A 17,908-nucleotide genomic window follows, 5' to 3' on the forward strand; every position below is an offset into this window, starting at 1 on the left:
GAAAAAGACCCGGTCGAACGTATGCTGACGAGTCGCCAGCGTACGCTCGACCGGGTTTTTTCGTCGTGAATCCGGCTTCAGGCCTCCTCGGCCGCCCACCGCTTGAGCTCGGCGACGGCGACGTCGTGGTCGACCGGACCGTTGTCCAGTCGGTACTCGAGCATGTGCCGGTAGGCGCGGCCGACCATCGGTCCGGGCTCGAGGCCGAGGATCGTCATGATCTCGTTGCCGTCCAGATCCGGACGGATCGCGTCGAAGTCCTCCTTCTCCTTGAGCTCGCGCACGCGCGCCTCCATCTCGTCCATCGCGGTGGCGAAGATGCGCGCCTTGCGGCGGTTCTGCGTGGTCGCGTCGGCCCTCGTGAGCCTGTTCAGACGCTCGTAGAGATGGCCGGCGTCCTTGACGTAGCGGCGCACCGCGGAGTCGGTCCACGGCTCGTCGACATAGCCGTGGAAACGCAGGTGGAGGTTCACCAGCTCGCTGACGTCCTCGACGATGTGGTGGTCGAAGCGCAGGGCCTTGAGGCGCTTGCGCGTGAGCTTGGCGCCGACCGCGTCGTGGTGGTGGAAGCTCACCTTGCCGCCGGATTCGAACTTGCGGGTCTTCGGCTTGCCGATGTCGTGCATCAGCGCGGCCAGACGCAGCGTCAGGTCGGGGCGCGGCACCGGACCGTCGTCGTCGGTCTCCAGCGCCACCGCGCGGTCGAGCACGATCATCGTGTGCTCGAACACGTCCTTGTGGCGGTGGTGCTCGTCGATCTGCAGCTCCAGCGCGGGGATCTCCGGGAACACGACGTCCGCCAGTCCCGAGGCGACCAGCGCCTCGATGCCGGCGCGCGGACGGTCGGAGAGCAGCAGCTTGGTCAGTTCGTCGCGCACGCGTTCGGCGGAGACGATCGAGATGCGGTCGGTCATCGCGCTGATCGCCTCGGCGGTCTCCGGCTCGATCGAGAAGCCGAGCTGGGCGACGAAGCGCACCGCGCGCATCATGCGCAGCGGGTCGTCGTCGAACGACTGGCGCGGGTCGACCGGGGTGCGCAGGACGCCCTTGGCGAGGTCGTTCGCGCCGCCGAACGGGTCGACGAACTCCAGTTCGGGCACGCGCAGCGCCATCGCGTTGACGGTGAAGTCGCGGCGGGACAGGTCGCCCTCGAGCGTGTCGCCGTACGCGACCTCGGGCTTGCGCGAATCGGGATCGTACGTGTCGGAACGGTAGGTGGTGACCTCCACCTGGACCTCGGTGCCGTCGGGGCGACGGCGCATCGCGCCGAGCGTGCCGAACTTGCGACCCATGTCCCAGAAGCCATCATGGCCGAACCGGCGCAGGATCGGCTCGAACTGCTCGGGACGCGCGGACGTGCAGAAGTCGAGGTCGTGGCTGCGGCGGTGCAGCAGCAGATCGCGCACCGGTCCGCCGACCAACGCCAACTCGTATCCTTCGGCGGCGAACATGCGGCCCAGTTCAATGGCCTCCGGCCATACTTCGAAGTTCACGACATCCCTTTCGCACTGGTTCCTGTGTCTTTCTTATCGCCTACCAGCATACCGTTACCCCAATTGCACAGAGAATTGAGTAAGGTGGAAGGCATGATTACGCCCGCGGACCTTGCGCGCATGCTGAGCCATGCCGCCCCTGCCGCGGTCGACCATGCCCAAAACGGGTATGAGGAGGACGTGCTGCTGTACACGTCCGAATCCGTTCCCAAGCCCCGGAAATCCAAGAATTCCAAGGGTTCATCGGACCGTTCCGACGCCGCCGACGACGACGCGGACGACGCGGTCCGCGCTGCCGGAGTCGAGGAGACGATAGCCCTCGCCGGAACCGTCGCCCCGCAGGAGGTGGAGGCGGCCGCCCCGTCGTCGATGCCGACCCCGGCGACCGTGTTCGCACGCGTGCGCGTCGCGGCGGCGGTCGGACGGATCGAGGCGCCCGCGCCCTCGGCGCCGTCGTCGATGCCGACCCCGGCGACCGTGTTCGCACGTCGCGTCGGCAAGCCGGCGAAGGTCAAGCCGAAGGGACCGTCGCCCGCGAACATGCCGCGCAAGCGAGGCCTCGACGGCCCCACGAAGTTCGCGTCGCTCGACGCGCAGGAACTGCCGGTCGTGCGCGAGTACTCCGCCGGCGGACTGGTCTTCGACGAGCTCGGCCGCGTGGCCATCATCGCCCGTCATTCGCGCAGCGGCCACCTCGAATGGTGCCTGCCGAAGGGACACATCGAGAAGGGCGAATCGCCCCAGCAGACCGCCGTGCGCGAGGTGCACGAGGAGACCGGGATCCTGGGCGAGGTGGTCGATTCGATCGCGACGATCGACTACTGGTTCACCGGCACCACGCAGCGCGTGCACAAGCTGGTGCACCACTTCGCCCTGCGTCAGGTCGGCGGCGAGCTGACCGTCGACGGCGACCCGGACCACGAGGCGGAGGACGCCATCTGGGTGGACTTCAAGGATCTGGACGACGTGCTCAGTTATCCTAATGAGCGCAAGATCGCATGGCTGTATGCGAGGAAACTGAACAGGCAGGCAGACGAGTGAACCGACTTCCCCTCCACGCGCGATGGCGCCGGATCGTCACCGGTCTGCTGCTCACCGTCGCATTCCTGACCGGCATGATCGCCCCGACGGCCCACGCCGATGACGCGGCCGCGACCGGCGCCGCAGAAACGACGACGAGCAGTACGATCACGCTGACCTCCGCGACCGCGGTGGTCACGTCGACGTCCGGCTACCATCTGACCGCCATGATCACCAACACGGGCAAGACCGCGTGGTCGGCCGGCACGGTGTCGCTGTACGTCAATCCGATGTACACGTTCGTCTCGCGCACCGACATGCAGGAGTGGTCGCAGAACGAGAACCGCATCCCCACGCCCTCGTCGCTCGGCTCGGCGTCCGTGCCCGAGATCGCGCCCGGCGCGACGGCCACGGTGTCCATCGACGTGAAGGCCGACGACGGCGCGCTCGGACGCATCGCCAACTGGGGACCGAAGCCGCTGCTGCTCTCCTACGCGCACGACGACGACTCCGCGCAGCTGCGCACGTTCCTGACGCGCTCGTCCGACGGGCTGGGCAACGCGACCCCGGCGATGAAGATCACCGTCGCGATGCCGCTGACCAGCTCGCACTGGACCGCGAACTCCGAAGGACTCGAGGGACTGGTCACCGGCGATACGACCACGAACACGAGCGCGAACGCGAACACCGGCGACGGCGACACCTCGTCGTCGAGCGTCGCCGCGGCCGCGCTTGACCAGGACCACGCCCGATTCGACCGCACGCTCGCCCAGACGATGACCAAGCACGCGGGCCTGCAGACGATCGCCGACCCCACGTACCTCGACGCGCTGGCGATGCCGCCGCAGGTCACGGCGGTCATGCAGCCGGCCGGATTCGACATCACCACGTACGCGGCCAAGGGCGACGCCCAGGCGTACGCGAACGCGGGCGTCGGCACGGACCAGTGGAACGCGCAGTCCGCGCTCGGGCACTATCGCGACGCGATCGGCGACCAGCAGGCCTCGACGCGCACCGTCGCCTGGCAGGGCAACGCCAAGTGGACGCTCAAGGCGCTGACCGAGGCCAGGCGGCAGGGCTACGATACAGTCATCGCCACGCACGACTTCGACTCGTCCTCCTCCGGCACCGTGCACACCGGCACCGCCGTCGTGCCGACCGAGGCGGGCGACGTGACCGTCCTCGTCGAGCAGCGCGAGCTGAGCAACCTCGTCAAGGGCAAGGCCACCAGCCGCAGGGCGAAGGCCGAGGCGACCGAGGCCGGACGCCTCGCCCGCTTCGTCGCGCAGAGCGCGTTCTACCAGATGGAGCAGCCGTACACCGACCGCAATCTGCTGGTCTGCTTCGACCAGAGCGCCGCGGCGGCCACCGTCGACGCGTTCATGACCGCGATCGAGCAGTCGAGCTGGCTGCAGCTGACCGATCTGGACACGCTCGCCAAGGCGACCCCGCACGTGACCGGCGAGGATGCTGCGGCCGAGGTGCCCGACGAGGCCAAGCTCACGGACGCGAAGGCCACCGACCTCGACAACACGCTCTCGGCGCTCACCGCGAGCCACGGCGACATCATCCGCTTCCGCGACGCGATCCTCGACGCGACGTCGAACGGATCGTCGGCGTGGATCGACACGCTGCTCGCCGCGCACAACGAGCTCGCGCTGCACGCGCTGTCCTCCGACGGCGGCAGCGCCGGGGTGCAGGACGCCTCGCGCACGGTGTCCGCGGGCACGCGCCAGCTGGCCGACGACCTGCTCGGCGGCGTGCATCTGACGCCGTCCGAGGCGGTGACGATGGTCTCGGAGACCGCGTCGATGCCGGTCACGATCAGCAACACCACCGCGTATCCGGTCACGATCCGCGTCTCGTCGATCACCGATTCGCCGGAGATCGTCACCTCGCGCACGAACACGGTGACGATCGCGCCGCGTTCCGAATCGCAGGTCACGTTCACCCTGCGCGCCGCCACATCCGGTTCGACGGCCGCGCACGTCACGCTGCTGGACCGCACCGATCAGGCGTTCGGCCTCGCGCAGGACACCCCGATCACCTGCGTGCTCAAGATCAGCGACAAGACCGGATTCGTCATCATCGGCCTGGCCGTATTGCTCGGCATCCTCGGCCTGTGGCGTCAGTTCAACCGTAAGAAGGACCCCGACGAATGAGTTCCAACGTCGGCCGCAACTCCCTGATCATGGCATCGGGGACGATGGCCTCCCGCATCACCGGACAGATCCGCACGATCCTGCTCGCCGCGTGCCTGGGCACCACGGGCATCGCCGCGAACGCGTATCAAACCGGTTCGATGATTCCCCAGGTGCTGTTCACCGTCATCTCCGGCGGCATCTTCAACGCCGTGCTCGTGCCGCAGATCGTGCGCACGTTCAAGCAGCATGACGCGCAGGAGCGACTCAACAAGCTCATCACGCTGGCCATCGTCATCCTGCTGTCGATGACGCTGCTGATGATGGCCGCGACCCCGCTGCTGACGCTCCTGTACCTCAACTCGAGCTGGAACGAGGCACAGCGCGCGCTCGTCAACGCGTTCACGCTGTGGTGCATGCCGCAGATCCTCTTCTACGGCCTGTACACGGTGATCGGCCAGATCCTGGCCGCGAAGGACAACTTCGTCATGTACGCGTGGAGCTCGGTCGGCGCGAACGTCATCAGCTGCGCCGGCTTCGCGATGTTCCTCGTCATGTTCGGCCCGGCCAGCCGCCAGCCGCTGGAGTTCTGGACCGAGGACAAGATCTTCCTGACCGCCGGCACGTGGACGCTGGGCGTCGCGTTCCAGGCGCTCATCCTGTTCGTACCGCTGGTGCGCACGGGCATCCGCTACCGCCCGCAATGGGGCGTCTCCGGCATCGGCCTCAAGTCGATGGGCCCGGTGGCCGCGTGGAGCATGGGCGTGATGGGTCTGCAGGAGATCACGAACATCATCAACGCGCGCATCTCCAACGGCGCCCCGTTCGCCGGCAACGACCTGTACGGCATCGCCGGCAACGGCTCCTACCAGAACGCGTTCACGCTCTACATCCTGCCGTACTCGCTCATCGCCACGTCGGTCGCCACCGCGATCTTCCCGAAGATCTCGCGCGCCGTGGCCGACCGCAACATCGACGAGGCGCGCGCCGATCTGAGCGGCGCCCTGCGCAACGTCGGGGTCATGATGATGTACTTCACGATGGCGATCATCGTCATGCCCGTGCCGATCACCATCGCGCTGCTGCCCAGCGTGAGCGTGCCCGAGGCGCAGCTGATCGCCGGGCCGATGGTCGCGCTGGCGTTCGGCCTGCCGCTCACCAGCGCCTACCTGCTCATCCAGCGCACGTTCTACGCGTTCGAGGACGGCAAGCATCCGTTCCTGTTCCAGCTGCTCGCCAACGTCATCCAGATCGTCATCGAGGTGGGCATCGCGATGTTCGCGCCGCCGCAGTACTGGACTGCCGGCATCGGCGTCGCGATCACCCTGAGCTACGTGCTGAGCTTCCCGTCGCTGGCCCTGATGCTGCGCCGCCGGTTCGACGGCTATCTGGACGGCCGCCGCATCGCGACGACGTTCCTCAAGGCGCTGGTCGCCGCCGTGGTGGCGGGCGTCGCCGCGTGGCTGCTCACCGATCCGCTGATGGGCGCGCTCGGCGCCGACGTCGCGCGCGGCGAGCTCGGCTGGCTGCAGGCGCTCGGCTTCTGCGCGATCGTCACGGTCCTGACCGCCGTGCTCTACGCCGTCATGCTCACGCTGCTGCGCTGCGAGGAGTTCACCGCCCTGCTCGCCGGCGTCAGGCGCCGCATCAGGCGCTGACGACGCCTCCGGAATCCTCACGAAATCCGCCCTGAGGACGACTCCGATATGCCTATCCCCATGGCTAGAATGACAACAGCGTGGCCCGCCCATCCGGGCCTTCACCAACCTTCTTGTCGTACGGAGTCGAAGAAACTATGAAGCCTCAGCTGGGTGACACTCTTTTCAACCGATACACGTTGGTCGCCCTGCTGCGCGACGAGCCCGGCGTGCAGGCGTGGAAGGCGAACGACCGCGTCCTCGCGCAGGACTGCCAGCTCTTCATCCTGACCGCACCGGAGACCCTCGACGACGTCTCCGCCCTCACCTCGCAGGCGGGCCGCAAGGACGGTCTGACCCCGGTCCTGCAGTTCCGCAAGGCCGGCGAGGCCGCCGTGCTCGTCACCAAGCTCGAGACCGGCCTGTCCCTGACCGAGTACCTGCGCGGCAAGGCGCGCGGCACGCTCAGCTACGAGGCGATGCGCTCCGTCATCGGCGACGCCGCGACGATCGTCTCCGGCCTGGAGGCCCCGCGCCTGTCCACCGACACGATCCGCGTCTCCGTCACCGGCGTCGAGATCGCCGACGTGCCGCTGACGCACCTGCTGGTCGAGCCGACCGGCGCCCCCGAGACCATGCCCACCGAGCAGCTGGCCATCCGCCAGCTCGCCGCGGTGCTGTACGGCATGCTCAAGCGCCGTCCGGTCACACCCGACACCACGTTCGACCTGTCCTCGCTCGACGCGGACATGCCCACCGAATTCCACGTGATCCTCTCCCGCGGCCTGGAGCTGACCGGCCGCACCGGCAAGAAGGGCGAGCCGATGCTCACGCTCGGCGAGCTGACCGCCCTGCTGGGCGACTGGACGCCGCTGGACCAGCTGTCCGACCGCGACATCGCCCTGCCGACCGATGCCGGCGAGGGGTCGATCTCGACGGTCGCCGTGCGCGACCTGTCCAAGAGCGCGCTGGTCGAGCTGCCGGCGGGAGACGTCACCACCGAGCGTCTGCCCGATCTGGAGATTCATCGCGCGCCCAGCGAGCAGGAGGCGGCCCGTCACGCGGATGCGGTCGTCGCCGCGCAGAACGCGCAGAGCTTCGCCGACATGGAGGAGTCGTTCAAGGAGTACTCCCCGCACGACTTCTTCGCGATGGGACGCAACGTGCCGCCGGACGAGCGCGCCAGAATCGCCGCGCAGTCGTACGTCGCGCCGGCCGCGGGCGAGCAGACCGGTCAGCTGAACGCGCCCGGCCACGATACGCAGCATCGGACCGACGAGCTGGTCAACGACTTCTCCTTCCAGGTCTACCCGGCGCCCGTCGCCCTGCCGGACGACATGAACACCGGCGAGCAGACCTCGCGCATCCCGATCATCAACGAGTCGAACATGCCGACCGTGTCGCTCGATGTGCGCGATCCCGAGAACATGGCCATCGAGGGCTTCGAGGACTTCGCCAACCCGCATGAGGCGGGCGGCGCGTACGGCGGCCACGGCGACGGCCGCGTGGCGCCCAAGCCCGGCAAGAACCGGAACCGCAAGTCCGGCAAGAACGCCAAGGGCGGGAACGCTGCCGAGGCCACGAAGGCTCCCGCAGACGCGCAGGGCAAGCCGGAGAGCGCCCCGCAGACGCCCGCGGACGGCAACGAACACATCGCCCCCGGCTCGATGCCGCCGGCGATCCCCGTCAGCCCGGCGCTGCCCCCGCGCCCGGTCTCGTCCGATTTCGACATGCAGCATCCGCCGAGCTTCAAGCCCAAGTCGATGCTGGATCACGATCCGGCCGACGACGAGCACGAGGACCTGTCCGACCACCGTCTGCTCGGCAACATGACCACCGCGACCGTCGCGCTGATCGCGGCCGCGCTGGTGCTGGTCGCCCTGCTGGCCGGCGCGCTGTTCCTGTTCCTGCACAGCGGCAACCCGCAGGATCAGAAGGTCCAGCAGAACAACGAATGGCCCGACGACACGAACGTCCCCTTCGGCGACGACCAGAGCGACGGCTCCGGCAGCCAGCAGCAGTCCGGCGGCAGCAGCTCCTCCTCGTCCGCCTCCGACGAGTCCGGCGTCGTCCTCATCGACGTCACCGACGTCTACCGGCGCTGATCCACGCCGATCAGATCGGCATATCCGCATACGAGTGAAGCCTCCGATCCATGGGATGCATGGTCGGAGGCTTCACTCGTATGTACGGCGCGCACGCGTCGTCCGACGTCACCGGAACGACGCGGACATCATCACGCCGTCAGATACTCCTGGGCGTCGAGCGCGGCGCGGCAGCCCATGCCGGCGGCGCTGATGGCCTGACGGTAGACGCGGTCGACGCAGTCGCCGGCCGCGAAGACGCCCGGATGCGACGTGCGCGTGCTCGCGCCGTCGACGAGCACGTAGCCGTCCTCGTCCCTGTCGACCAGATCGCCGAGGAACCCGGTGGCGGGCGTGTGTCCGATCGCCACGAACACGGCCTTGGTCTCGAGCGTGCCGGTCTCGCCGGTCACGGTGTTGCGGATGTCGATGCTCGACACGTTGCCGACCGCCGGCGCCGCGGCCGGAACGGCCAGTCCGCCGCCGATGGCGTTGCCGCCGAGCGACAGGCCTCCGGCGGGCTTGTTCAGCGCGAGCTTCAGCCCGCCGGCCGGCGCGGCCGGAGCCTCACCGTGGATGGCGGTGACGACCGTGTCGGTGAGCAGCGTGAGCTTCTCGTTGGCGCGCGCGCGTTCGACCATGATGGCCGAGGCGCGGAACTCGTTGCGGCGATGGATCAGCGTGACGGACGAGCCGAAGCGCGTCAGATACAGCGCCTCCTCGAACGCGGAGTCGCCGCCGCCGACCACGACGATCGGCTTGTTGCGGAAGAAGAAGCCGTCGCACGTCGCGCAGTACGAGACGCCGTGACCGGAGTACTCGGCCTCGCCGGGCACGCCGAGCTTGCGGTACGACGAACCGGTCGCGATGATCACCGCGCGCGCATCCAGCTCCTCGCCGGTGTCCAGCGTCAGATGATACGTCGGCTTGCCGTCGTTCCCGTCCGCCGACACCTCGGCGACGGATTCGACGTCGGCGGACACGAACTCGGTGCCGAACTTCGCCGCCTGCGCCTTCATCGCGTCCATCAGGTCGGGTCCGAGGATGCCGTCCGGGAAGCCCGGATAGTTCTCCACCTCGGTCGTGTTGACGAGCTGTCCGCCGGGGGTCAGTGCACCGGTCACGACCAGCGGCTTGAGCCCCGCACGGGAAAGATAGATCGCCGACGTATATCCGGCCGGCCCCGAACCAACAATCACCACATTACGCAAAGTCATGCCCCCACCCTATCAAAGCCGCATCCCGCCTCACCCCAAAGCGCAATACCCAAAACCTATAGCGCGTCGCTCTTCCCCCGCCGCAGCTGAGTTCCAGCAATGATCGGTGCTTTCGACTTCCAGCGGTGACCGGGTGGGGTGATGCGACGCGAACTGCGACACGCTCCGGGCCGCTCTGGCCAAGTCTTTACGGTCTCAATTCGCGTCGCATCACCCCACCCTCAGTTACGCACGAATGTTGCGTTTAGTGAAACGCAAGAGAACGGCAAAACGAGGGTGGGGCGGCGATATACGAGTCGCGACCGTAGGCTTGGCCGAGCGGCCTGGAGCGTGTCGCGACTCGTATATCGCCGCCCCACCCGGCAGCGTACGAAACTATTCAGTTATCGAACGAAAAGAAATCAGACCCACTGACCTTCCGAAGAGGACGCCTGAGCAGCATCGTCACCTTCGGGTTTGTCCATGAGGAGGCCAAGGATGCGGTCCATGTCCTCGGGGGACGAGAACACGATCTCGATGCGCCCGTGCTTCGGGGTGCCCTTGATGGAGACCTTGGTGTCGAAGCGGCTTTCGAGATGCGTCTGGATCGGCGAGCCGGCCCACGGGTTGTTCTTGTTGGTCTTCGGCTTCTTCGGTTCCTTGTTCTCGAGGTTCGCCATTGCGACGATCTCCTCGGTGGAGCGCACCGACAGTCCTTCGGCGATGATGCGGTTCGCGAGCTTGTCCATCGCCTCGGGGTCGCGCAGACCGAGCAGCGCGCGGGCGTGACCCGCGGTGATGATGCCGGCGGCGACCTTCTTCTGCACGGAGCCCGGCAGGTTCAGCAGTCGCAGCGTGTTGGCGATCTGCGGACGCGACTTCGACACCGACTTGGACAGCTGCGCCTGCGTCAGACCGAATTCGTCGATCATCTGCTGGTAGGCGGCCGCCTCCTCGAGCGGGTTCAGGGCGACGCGGTGCAGGTTCTCCAGCAGGGCGTCGCGCAGCATCTCGTCGTCGGCGGTCGTCTTGACGATCGCCGGAATGCTCTCGAGGCCGGCCAGCTGGGAGGCGCGCCAGCGGCGCTCGCCCATGATGAGCTCGTACTCGCTGTCGAGTCGGCCGTCGAACTGGTTCTGCGGCTTGTGGTCGGCCTGCTGCCTGCGGGCCGCTTCGATCTGCGCGGCCGGACGGACCCGTACGACGATCGGCTGCAGGATGCCGACCTCCTTGATGGAGGCGGCCAGTTCGTTGAGGTCGTCCTCGTCGAACACGGTGCGCGGCTGATGCGCGTTCGGACCGATGTCGCTCAGCTTGAGCTCGGCGAGGTAGCCGCCCTCGACCGGCTTGAGCTCCGGCTCCTCCGACTGTTCGTCCGCAGACTTAGTTTCACGTGAAACATCGGACTTCGCATCGGAGGCGGCGGTGTCGCTGAAGAACATGTCGCTCGGGTGGGCGATGTCGCCCAGACCCGGCATCGCGGCGCGCTTCGCCTTGCCGGACTTCTTCTCCGACGCAGCGGAGGCGTCGTGTGCCTTCGCGCCGGCGACGGATGCCGCGATCGGCGGCACGGAGACGCGCGGCGCCTCGGGCGCGGCGACCTCGGCCTTCGGCTTCGGCTCGACGGCCTTGCGTTGCTTCACGGCCTCGTTGAGCACACGCTTGGTTTCACGTGAAACAATCGATTGTTCATCACCCGGCAGATCGGGGAACAGCGCGCCAAGCCCCTTACCGAGACGCGACTTCGATGCCATGATCAGGCCTCCTTCATCCGGGCGTCGATGGCGTCCAGCACGGACGGGGAACGACGGGCGATCTCGAGCGCCGCCTCGGCGTAGGAGATCGCGCCCATGCCGTGCGGATCGTACGCGATCACGCTCTTGCCGAAGCTCGGCGCCTCGGAGATCTTGACGGTACGCGGGATCGTCGTGTCGAGCACGATGGACGGGTAATGCTTCTTGACCTCGTTGAAGACCTCGCGGCTGAGCAGCGTACGACGGTCGAACATCGTCACCAGCATCGTCGAGACGGTCAGGCTCGGGTTGAAGTGGCTCTGCACCAGACCGATGGTGTTGATGAGCTGGCCCAGACCCTCGAGAGCGTAGTACTCGGCCTGAATCGGGATGAGCATCTCATGCACGGCGCACATCGCGTTGATCACGAGCAGACCAAGGCTCGGCGGGCAGTCGACGAAGACGTAGTCGTAGTGCACCTCGGACGCGGCGAGGTACTCCTCCACCGCCTCCTTGAGCAGGGTGTTGCGATTCGGCAGGTCGGCGACCTCGAGCTCGGCGCCGGACAGATCGATCGAGGCGGGCACGACGTCCAGCGTCTCGAAGTCGGGGCACTGGTGCTTGACCTCGGCGAGCTTGAGACGGCCTTCGATCACGTCGTAGACGGAGGGTTCGCCGGAGGTGTGGCGCACGCCCAGCGCGGTGGACGCATTGCCCTGCGGATCCATATCGATGACCAGCACCTGGGCGCCGCTCTTGGCGAGGGCCGCGGCGACGTTCACCGTGGACGTGGTCTTGCCGACGCCGCCCTTCTGATTCGCGACGGCGATCAGTCGCGTCTTGGACGGCTTGGGATACTTGATCTTCTGCAGACGCGCGTAGCGGCTGGATTCCTGGGCGATTTCCGCTCCGACCGAGGAACTTCCCTCCCCGAAGATGCGCTGCAATGTCTGTTCGGCGGACTCCATCGGATTCCGTTCCTCAGCCATGACTCCTCCTTGGCAACAAAAACTCGCTCCAGTTTCCCCATTCGCATGGACATGGAAACCGATGTCAACGAGTTATCCACAAAAATGTGGATAAGTGTGGATAACTTGCCCGACTCGCTCCGAACGGCCGGTCGGCCGCCCGGTCGAGTCCAACATTTGCAATGCTTTTCGTGAGATGGATCCCGCAATTACGATTGTGGATAACTTTTCGGCCATCTTCCGAATGTGGATAAGTAACCGGCGAATCCTACCGCTTATCCACCAGCACGACGTGCGTCGGCTCCAGACCGGGACCGACCTGCGCCTCGACCACGCGGGGGTTCGCGCCGTGCCGCTTGGCGATCTCCTTGGCCGCCTTGTCGATCTCGGCCTGCGCGGAACGCCCCTTCAGCGCCACGAGCCTCCCCTGCGGCTTGAGCAGCGGCAGCGTCCATCCGGACAGCTTGGTCATCGGCGCGACCGCACGGCAGGTGACCACGGCGAAGGGGTGCATGTCGCGACGCTTGCGCATCGCGGCGATGACCTCCTCGGAGCGGGCGCGCTCGATGCGCACGTTCTTCAGCCCCATCTCGTCGACGCACTCGGCGAGCCAGGCGACGCGACGCTCCATCGGCTCGATCAGCGTGAACTCGTGATCGGGCAGGCACGCCGCCGCGACCAGACCGGGGAATCCGCCGCCGCTGCCGACGTCGGCCACGGTCTTGAAGCGCATGCCGTCCGTCGCCTCGCGCACGTACGGCACGATCGCGGCGGAGTTGAGGATGTGACGCTCCCAGATGATGTCGACGTCGCGCGGTCCGATCAGGCCGCGCGGCTCCCCCTCCTCGGCGAGTTTCACGTGGAACACCCGGAGCGGTGCGAGGGCGTCGCCAAGCACTTCCTCCAGAATCGGCGAACCGTCAAGCTGGTCGGTCATCGTTCTCCCCATATCGACTCTTCACTCCCCCGCCGGCGCCCGGCGGGGATCACATCCCTGCATACACGACGAAACCCCTCGTCACCGAGGGGTCCGCCGCACGATCACTCCTCGTCGTCCGCATCCTCGGCGTCGGCGTTCGCGCGCAGATAGACGGTGACGTAGCGGCGGGGCTCCTCGCCGTGCGAGCGGGAGCGCAGTCCCTCCTCGCGCACGACGTCGTGGATGACCTTGCGCTCGAACGAGTTCATCGGCTTGAGATCGACCGGCTCGCCGGTCTCCCGCACCTCGTCGATCGCGTCCAGCGCGATGTCGTGCAGGCGCTGGCGCTTGCGCTTGAGGAAGCCGTCGACGTCCACGATCAGACGCGAACGCTCGCCGGTCTTCTGCTGGACGGCCAGACGCGTGAGCTGCTGCAGCGCGTCGACCACCTCGCCGTTGCGTCCGATCAGATGCTTGATGTCGGTGTCGTCATCGGCGACGATCTGCACCATCGGGCGGCCGTTGCGCACGCCCATCTCGATGTCGCCTTCGTAATCGGCGATGTCAAGCAAACCTTCAAGGTAGTCGGCGGCGATGTCGGCCTCATCGTTGAGCTGGTCCACCGTCTTGTCATCATCCTGGGCCATAGTGTTCTCCTTGTTATGAGGGTCTTGGTTCAAGTCTAAACCCGCGATCCCGCTCCCCGACGTTGTGAAGCAGGATGGCGTGGCCCGGTGTTCCACGCGATTGTTCCACGTGAAACGCCGGGCCTCACTTACTCACTTCTTCTTGCGCTTGCGCTGGGGCTGCTGGCGCTGGTACCCTTCGGACACCTTGCGCTCGGCCTCCTCCTTGGCCTTCTGCAGAGCCTCATCCTCGAGGGACATCTGACCGGCCTTGGCGCGGCGCTCGTTTTCCTTCTTGCGGTCGCGGATCTCCTTGGCGTCGCCGGCGGGCGAGCCCGGAGTCGGGAACGCGTACATCTGCCACATGGTGCGCAGCAGGTTGACGACGTTGTTCGTCAGCCAGTAGACCAGCACGGCGAACGGCATGGTCGCGCCGGAGAAGACGTACATCAGCGGGAAGATCCACAGCATCGTCTTCTGCATCGTGGCGGCCTGGCCGGTCATCGCCTCGGGGTTCATGTTCTTGTTCATGTTGAGCCACTGCATGTAGAACATGCAGGCGCACATCAACGCCACGAACACGCCGATGATGACCTTGCCGACCGTGTCGGCGGTGCCGAACACGTCGGTCACGCTCACCAGGCCGAGCACCTTGGACTGCGCGAACTCCTTGGCGGTGGCCACATCGAACGCGCCCAGCGCGGCGCGCTTGCCGCGGGCGATGTACGGGATGGCGGACAGCGTGTAGAACATGCACATGAACACGGGGCCCTGAATCAGCATCGGCAGGCACGAACCGGCGGGGTTGGCGTCGTTGTCCTGGTAGAGCTTCATCATCTCACGGCTCATGGCCTCCTTGCTGGCCTGATCCGTCTTGCCCTTGTACTTGTTCTGGATGTGCTGCATCTTCGGCTGGAGCGCCTGCATCTTGCGCATCGACTTCATCTGCTTGTAGTAGATGGGGAAGATGCACGCATGCACGACGAGCACCAGGAAGATGATCGACAGCACCCACGAGACGCCGATACGCGGCATGAACAGCGAGAGGAACTCGTGGAAGAGGTTCATGATCTGCGTCATGAGCCACTCGACCGGGGTCAGCAGCTTGTACAGCCAGCCCCAGAAGCCCGAGTCCAGAAGGAATTGGTTTTGATTAATCATCGTACGGAATCCTTAACTTCGTCATCCGGCAGCGGCGTCAACCGTGGCTCCTCATGGGCCTTCGACCATCGGAACCGATAGAACACGGAAAACCGTTGCGGCACGTCGTCGATGCCTCCCCTACTCCACGGCCGGCAACGCAGCAGACGCAGCACGGCGAGAAGTCCCCCACGACACGCACCGAACCGCTCGACGGCCTGAATGGCATAGTTCGAGCAACTCGGGTAATACCGGCAACACGGCACGGCACGGTGTGCGGAGAAATGACGCTGGTACCAGCGCACCCCGCGCACCATGAGTTCGCCGCAAGTGGTCATCGTCCCTGTTCGATCCTGCTCGCGACCTTGGCGAAGCTCGACGCGATCTGCTCATCCAGCGACTGGAACGAGGCGGTCGCGGCGGACGGCTTCGCGCGAAGCACGATATCGCACCCCTCGGGGAGACGCTCCTCGTAGCGGGAGGCCAGCACGCGGAAACGCCGCTTGACCGTGTTGCGGGTGACGGCGTGCCCGACCGATTTGGATACGGCAAGCCCCAGCCGCCGGTCCTCCGGCGCCACGTTCCCCTTCGTATACGAATCGTCGCGCACCAGATAGTGCACGACGATGTCGTTGCGGGATACCTTGTGTCGGCGTTTGAGCACGGCGACGAATTCGCTGTGGCTTTTCAGCCGTTCCACTTGCGCTTCTGCCGTTGACTCGGAAATCAGGCGGACAGGCTCTTGCGGCCCTTGGCGCGGCGGCGGTTGATCAGGGCGCGGCCGGAACGGGTGCGCATGCGCACGCGGAAGCCGTGCTTCATGTGACGACGACGGTTGTTGGGCTGGAAGGTCCTCTTCATAATTGCTCCTAGGTCTTTCGGCCACGCTTACGCGCGGCTCTCACGTGAGTCAAGCTATACCAAACTACCCTCACCCCTCCCCCAACGTCAACACGGAGGCATTTCATTCACAATTCGGACAGGGGCCATGTCGCGTTCACCGGTATGGAAACGTTGCAATGGAGCCGTTTGGACGGGAAAAGTTATCCACAAATTACACGGATGTTATTCACATTCCAATGATTGCAACACGCAAGCCTGTGGATAACTCCCGCCATATGAGTAACAATAGGGTCCGCACTTTATTCGTTTTCGAGCGGGACAGGAGGAACAGAGATGGCCGCACAGTCGAACGACCCCGTCGCACACGCCAATCGCATCTGGTCCGACACGCTGTCGCTGCTCAAGCGGGACAAATCGCTGTCCGCCCGCGACCGCGGATGGCTCGAGGGCGTGTACCCCGAGGCGATCTTCGGCACGACGATCGTGCTGTGCGTCGAGAACACCGGCACGCGCCAGGCGCTGGAGAACGAACTCAACCAGCCGCTGCTCGAGGCGCTGAACATGGTGACCGGCGAGGAGATGACGCCGGCGTTCAAGATCGTGCGCAAGCGCCGAGCCGCCGCCAAGCCCGCCACGGTCAAGATCGCGAAGACGGCCCGATCGGGCCGTTCGGCCACGGCGACCGCGCCGGCCCGTCCCCGCGCCATGTCCGAGCTCGCCCAGGAACCGTTCGGCGCGACCGGCCCGGTGCCCAGCGTGCCGTCCAACATGCCGCAGAACATCCCCGGCCCGATCGCCACGCAGGCCGCGCCGCCGGCGAGGAACGACTACCCGATCAGCCGCAACAAGGTCGCGCGCGATCCGGAGACGCACCTCAACAAGAACGCGACGTTCGACACGTTCGTGCCGGGAGATTCCAACCGTTTCGCCAGAACCGTGGCGCTCGCGGTGGCCGAGGGATCGGGCCGCGACTTCAATCCGCTGTGTATCTACGGCGGCTCCGGTCTGGGCAAGACCCACCTGCTCAACGCGATCGGCAACTACGCGCTCGTCAAGGATCCGACCCTGAAGGTCCGCTACGTCAACTCGGAGGAGTTCACCAACGAGTTCATCGAGGCGCTGCAGAACCCGAACCAATCGCAGGGCCAGATCGCGGAGTTCAACCGTCGCTACCGCGAGGTCGACGTGCTGCTCATCGACGATATCCAGTTCCTGGGCGGCAAGGAGGCCACCCTGGAGCAGTTCTTCCATACGTTCAACGCGCTGCATCAGGCGAACAAGCGCATCGTCATCGCCTCCGACGTCGCGCCGAAGAACCTCAAGGGCTTCGAGGCGCGACTGATCTCGCGCTTCGATTCGGGTCTGACCGTCGACGTCAAGCCGCCGGACCTCGAGACCCGCATCGCGATCCTGCGCATGATGGCCTCGATGAACCACAGCAACATCCCCAACGACGTGCTCGATCTGATCGCCGAGCGGTTCACCGAGAACATCCGCGAGCTCGAGGGCGCGCTGACCCGCGTCACGGCGGTCGCGTCCCTGAGCAACCAGCCGGTCACCCGCACGATGGCCGAGCAGACGCTGCAGGACTTCTTCACCACGGACGTGGAGGTCAAGCCCACCGACATCATCAGCCAGGTGGCGCGCTACTTCCATCTCACGTTCGAGGACATCGTCGGCAAGTCGCGCATGAAGAACATCGCGATCGCCAGGCAGGTCGCCATGTACCTGACGCGCGAGATGACCAGCCTGAGCCTCGTCGACATCGGCAAGGTGTTCGGCGGCAAGGACCACACCACGGTGATGCACGCCTGCGACCGCATCAGCAACGAGATGCAGGAGCGCCAGGAGGTCTACAACTACGTGATGGAGCTCACCGTGCGCCTCAAGCAGGGCAATTCCGACCTCAAGTAGGCCGGGATTCCCCGTTCCGCACTCCCCTCGCCGTCCGGGAGAATCGTTTGTGGCGATCGTTTTTCATGATTTTCGCGGGATCGCGTGCGAAAGTCCGATATTCGTTCGACAGGCGCGATCGTGCCGGCCGGCGGGCTCGTCCGTCGGTTCCGCGGAGTCGAACGGTCCGCGGGGGTCAACTTGACCTGCAACGG

General features: G+C 66.1%; 15 protein-coding genes. 5 read left to right on the forward strand and 10 right to left on the reverse strand.

The annotated features are described in order from the left end of the window. Positions 1 to 77: 77 nt before the first annotated feature. On the reverse strand, positions 78 to 1,493 hold the full coding sequence (locus JS528_RS04350) for a CCA tRNA nucleotidyltransferase (protein ID WP_214357878.1): 1,416 nt from the start codon (positions 1,491 to 1,493) through the stop codon (positions 78 to 80). A 93-nt stretch (positions 1,494 to 1,586) separates the two neighbouring features. Between JS528_RS04350 and JS528_RS04355 the strand changes: the two genes are divergently transcribed. From JS528_RS04355 to JS528_RS04370, 4 genes are all read left to right on the forward strand, one after another. Further along, positions 1,587 to 2,534, forward strand: a complete 948-nt coding sequence (locus JS528_RS04355; protein ID WP_214357879.1) for an NUDIX hydrolase — start codon at positions 1,587 to 1,589, stop codon at positions 2,532 to 2,534. Positions 2,535 to 2,608: 74 nt separating this feature from the next. Further along, on the forward strand, positions 2,609 to 4,675 hold the full coding sequence (locus JS528_RS04360; protein ID WP_240541333.1) for a DUF6049 family protein: 2,067 nt from the start codon (positions 2,609 to 2,611) through the stop codon (positions 4,673 to 4,675). Continuing rightward, positions 4,672 to 6,312 (forward strand): murein biosynthesis integral membrane protein MurJ, encoded by a 1,641-nt coding sequence (gene murJ, locus JS528_RS04365; protein WP_214357881.1) that lies wholly within the window; start codon positions 4,672 to 4,674, stop codon positions 6,310 to 6,312. The genes JS528_RS04360 and murJ overlap by 4 nt, the downstream gene beginning before the upstream one ends. A gap of 137 nt (positions 6,313 to 6,449) precedes the next feature. Then, the gene (locus tag JS528_RS04370) at positions 6,450 to 8,396 is read left to right on the forward strand and encodes a protein kinase family protein (protein ID WP_214357882.1); all 1,947 of its coding nucleotides are present in this window, start codon (positions 6,450 to 6,452) and stop codon (positions 8,394 to 8,396) included. Positions 8,397 to 8,527: 131 nt separating this feature from the next. On the opposite strand, the gene JS528_RS04375 is transcribed toward JS528_RS04370, so the two are convergent. The 9 genes from JS528_RS04375 to rpmH form a co-directional block, all read right to left on the reverse strand. Further along, positions 8,528 to 9,592: an NAD(P)/FAD-dependent oxidoreductase gene (locus JS528_RS04375; protein ID WP_214357883.1), complete on the reverse strand. Its 1,065-nt coding sequence runs from the start codon at positions 9,590 to 9,592 to the stop codon at positions 8,528 to 8,530. Between the two features lie 401 nt (positions 9,593 to 9,993). Continuing rightward, on the reverse strand, positions 9,994 to 11,325 hold the full coding sequence (locus JS528_RS04380; protein ID WP_214357884.1) for a ParB/RepB/Spo0J family partition protein: 1,332 nt from the start codon (positions 11,323 to 11,325) through the stop codon (positions 9,994 to 9,996). A gap of 2 nt (positions 11,326 to 11,327) precedes the next feature. Next, the gene (locus tag JS528_RS04385) at positions 11,328 to 12,272 is read right to left on the reverse strand and encodes a ParA family protein (RefSeq protein ID WP_214357971.1); all 945 of its coding nucleotides are present in this window, start codon (positions 12,270 to 12,272) and stop codon (positions 11,328 to 11,330) included. Positions 12,273 to 12,540: 268 nt separating this feature from the next. Continuing rightward, complete coding sequence (rsmG, locus tag JS528_RS04390; protein ID WP_214357885.1) at positions 12,541 to 13,209, reverse strand: 16S rRNA (guanine(527)-N(7))-methyltransferase RsmG; 669 nt, start codon at positions 13,207 to 13,209, stop codon at positions 12,541 to 12,543. Between the two features lie 104 nt (positions 13,210 to 13,313). Continuing rightward, positions 13,314 to 13,838 (reverse strand): Jag family protein, encoded by a 525-nt coding sequence (locus JS528_RS04395; protein WP_214357886.1) that lies wholly within the window; start codon positions 13,836 to 13,838, stop codon positions 13,314 to 13,316. A gap of 132 nt (positions 13,839 to 13,970) precedes the next feature. Further along, a complete protein-coding gene (yidC, locus tag JS528_RS04400) occupies positions 13,971 to 14,975 on the reverse strand; it encodes a membrane protein insertase YidC (protein WP_214357972.1) in 1,005 nt (334 codons plus the stop codon). Further along, positions 14,975 to 15,274: a membrane protein insertion efficiency factor YidD gene (gene yidD / locus JS528_RS04405; protein ID WP_420838186.1), complete on the reverse strand. Its 300-nt coding sequence runs from the start codon at positions 15,272 to 15,274 to the stop codon at positions 14,975 to 14,977. Before yidD ends, yidC begins: the two co-directional genes overlap by 1 nt. A gap of 17 nt (positions 15,275 to 15,291) precedes the next feature. Then, the gene (rnpA, locus tag JS528_RS04410; protein WP_214357888.1) at positions 15,292 to 15,657 is read right to left on the reverse strand and encodes a ribonuclease P protein component; all 366 of its coding nucleotides are present in this window, start codon (positions 15,655 to 15,657) and stop codon (positions 15,292 to 15,294) included. A gap of 26 nt (positions 15,658 to 15,683) precedes the next feature. Continuing rightward, the gene (gene rpmH, locus JS528_RS04415) at positions 15,684 to 15,818 is read right to left on the reverse strand and encodes a 50S ribosomal protein L34 (protein WP_003827866.1); all 135 of its coding nucleotides are present in this window, start codon (positions 15,816 to 15,818) and stop codon (positions 15,684 to 15,686) included. Positions 15,819 to 16,133: 315 nt separating this feature from the next. Between rpmH and dnaA the strand changes: the two genes are divergently transcribed. After that, complete coding sequence (gene dnaA / locus JS528_RS04420) at positions 16,134 to 17,714, forward strand: chromosomal replication initiator protein DnaA (protein ID WP_214357889.1); 1,581 nt, start codon at positions 16,134 to 16,136, stop codon at positions 17,712 to 17,714. The last annotated feature ends 194 nt before the right edge of the window (positions 17,715 to 17,908 follow it).

Source organism: Bifidobacterium santillanense (genome assembly GCF_018555385.1).
In the GTDB taxonomy this organism is placed as follows: Bacteria; Actinomycetota; Actinomycetes; order Actinomycetales; family Bifidobacteriaceae; genus Bifidobacterium; species Bifidobacterium santillanense.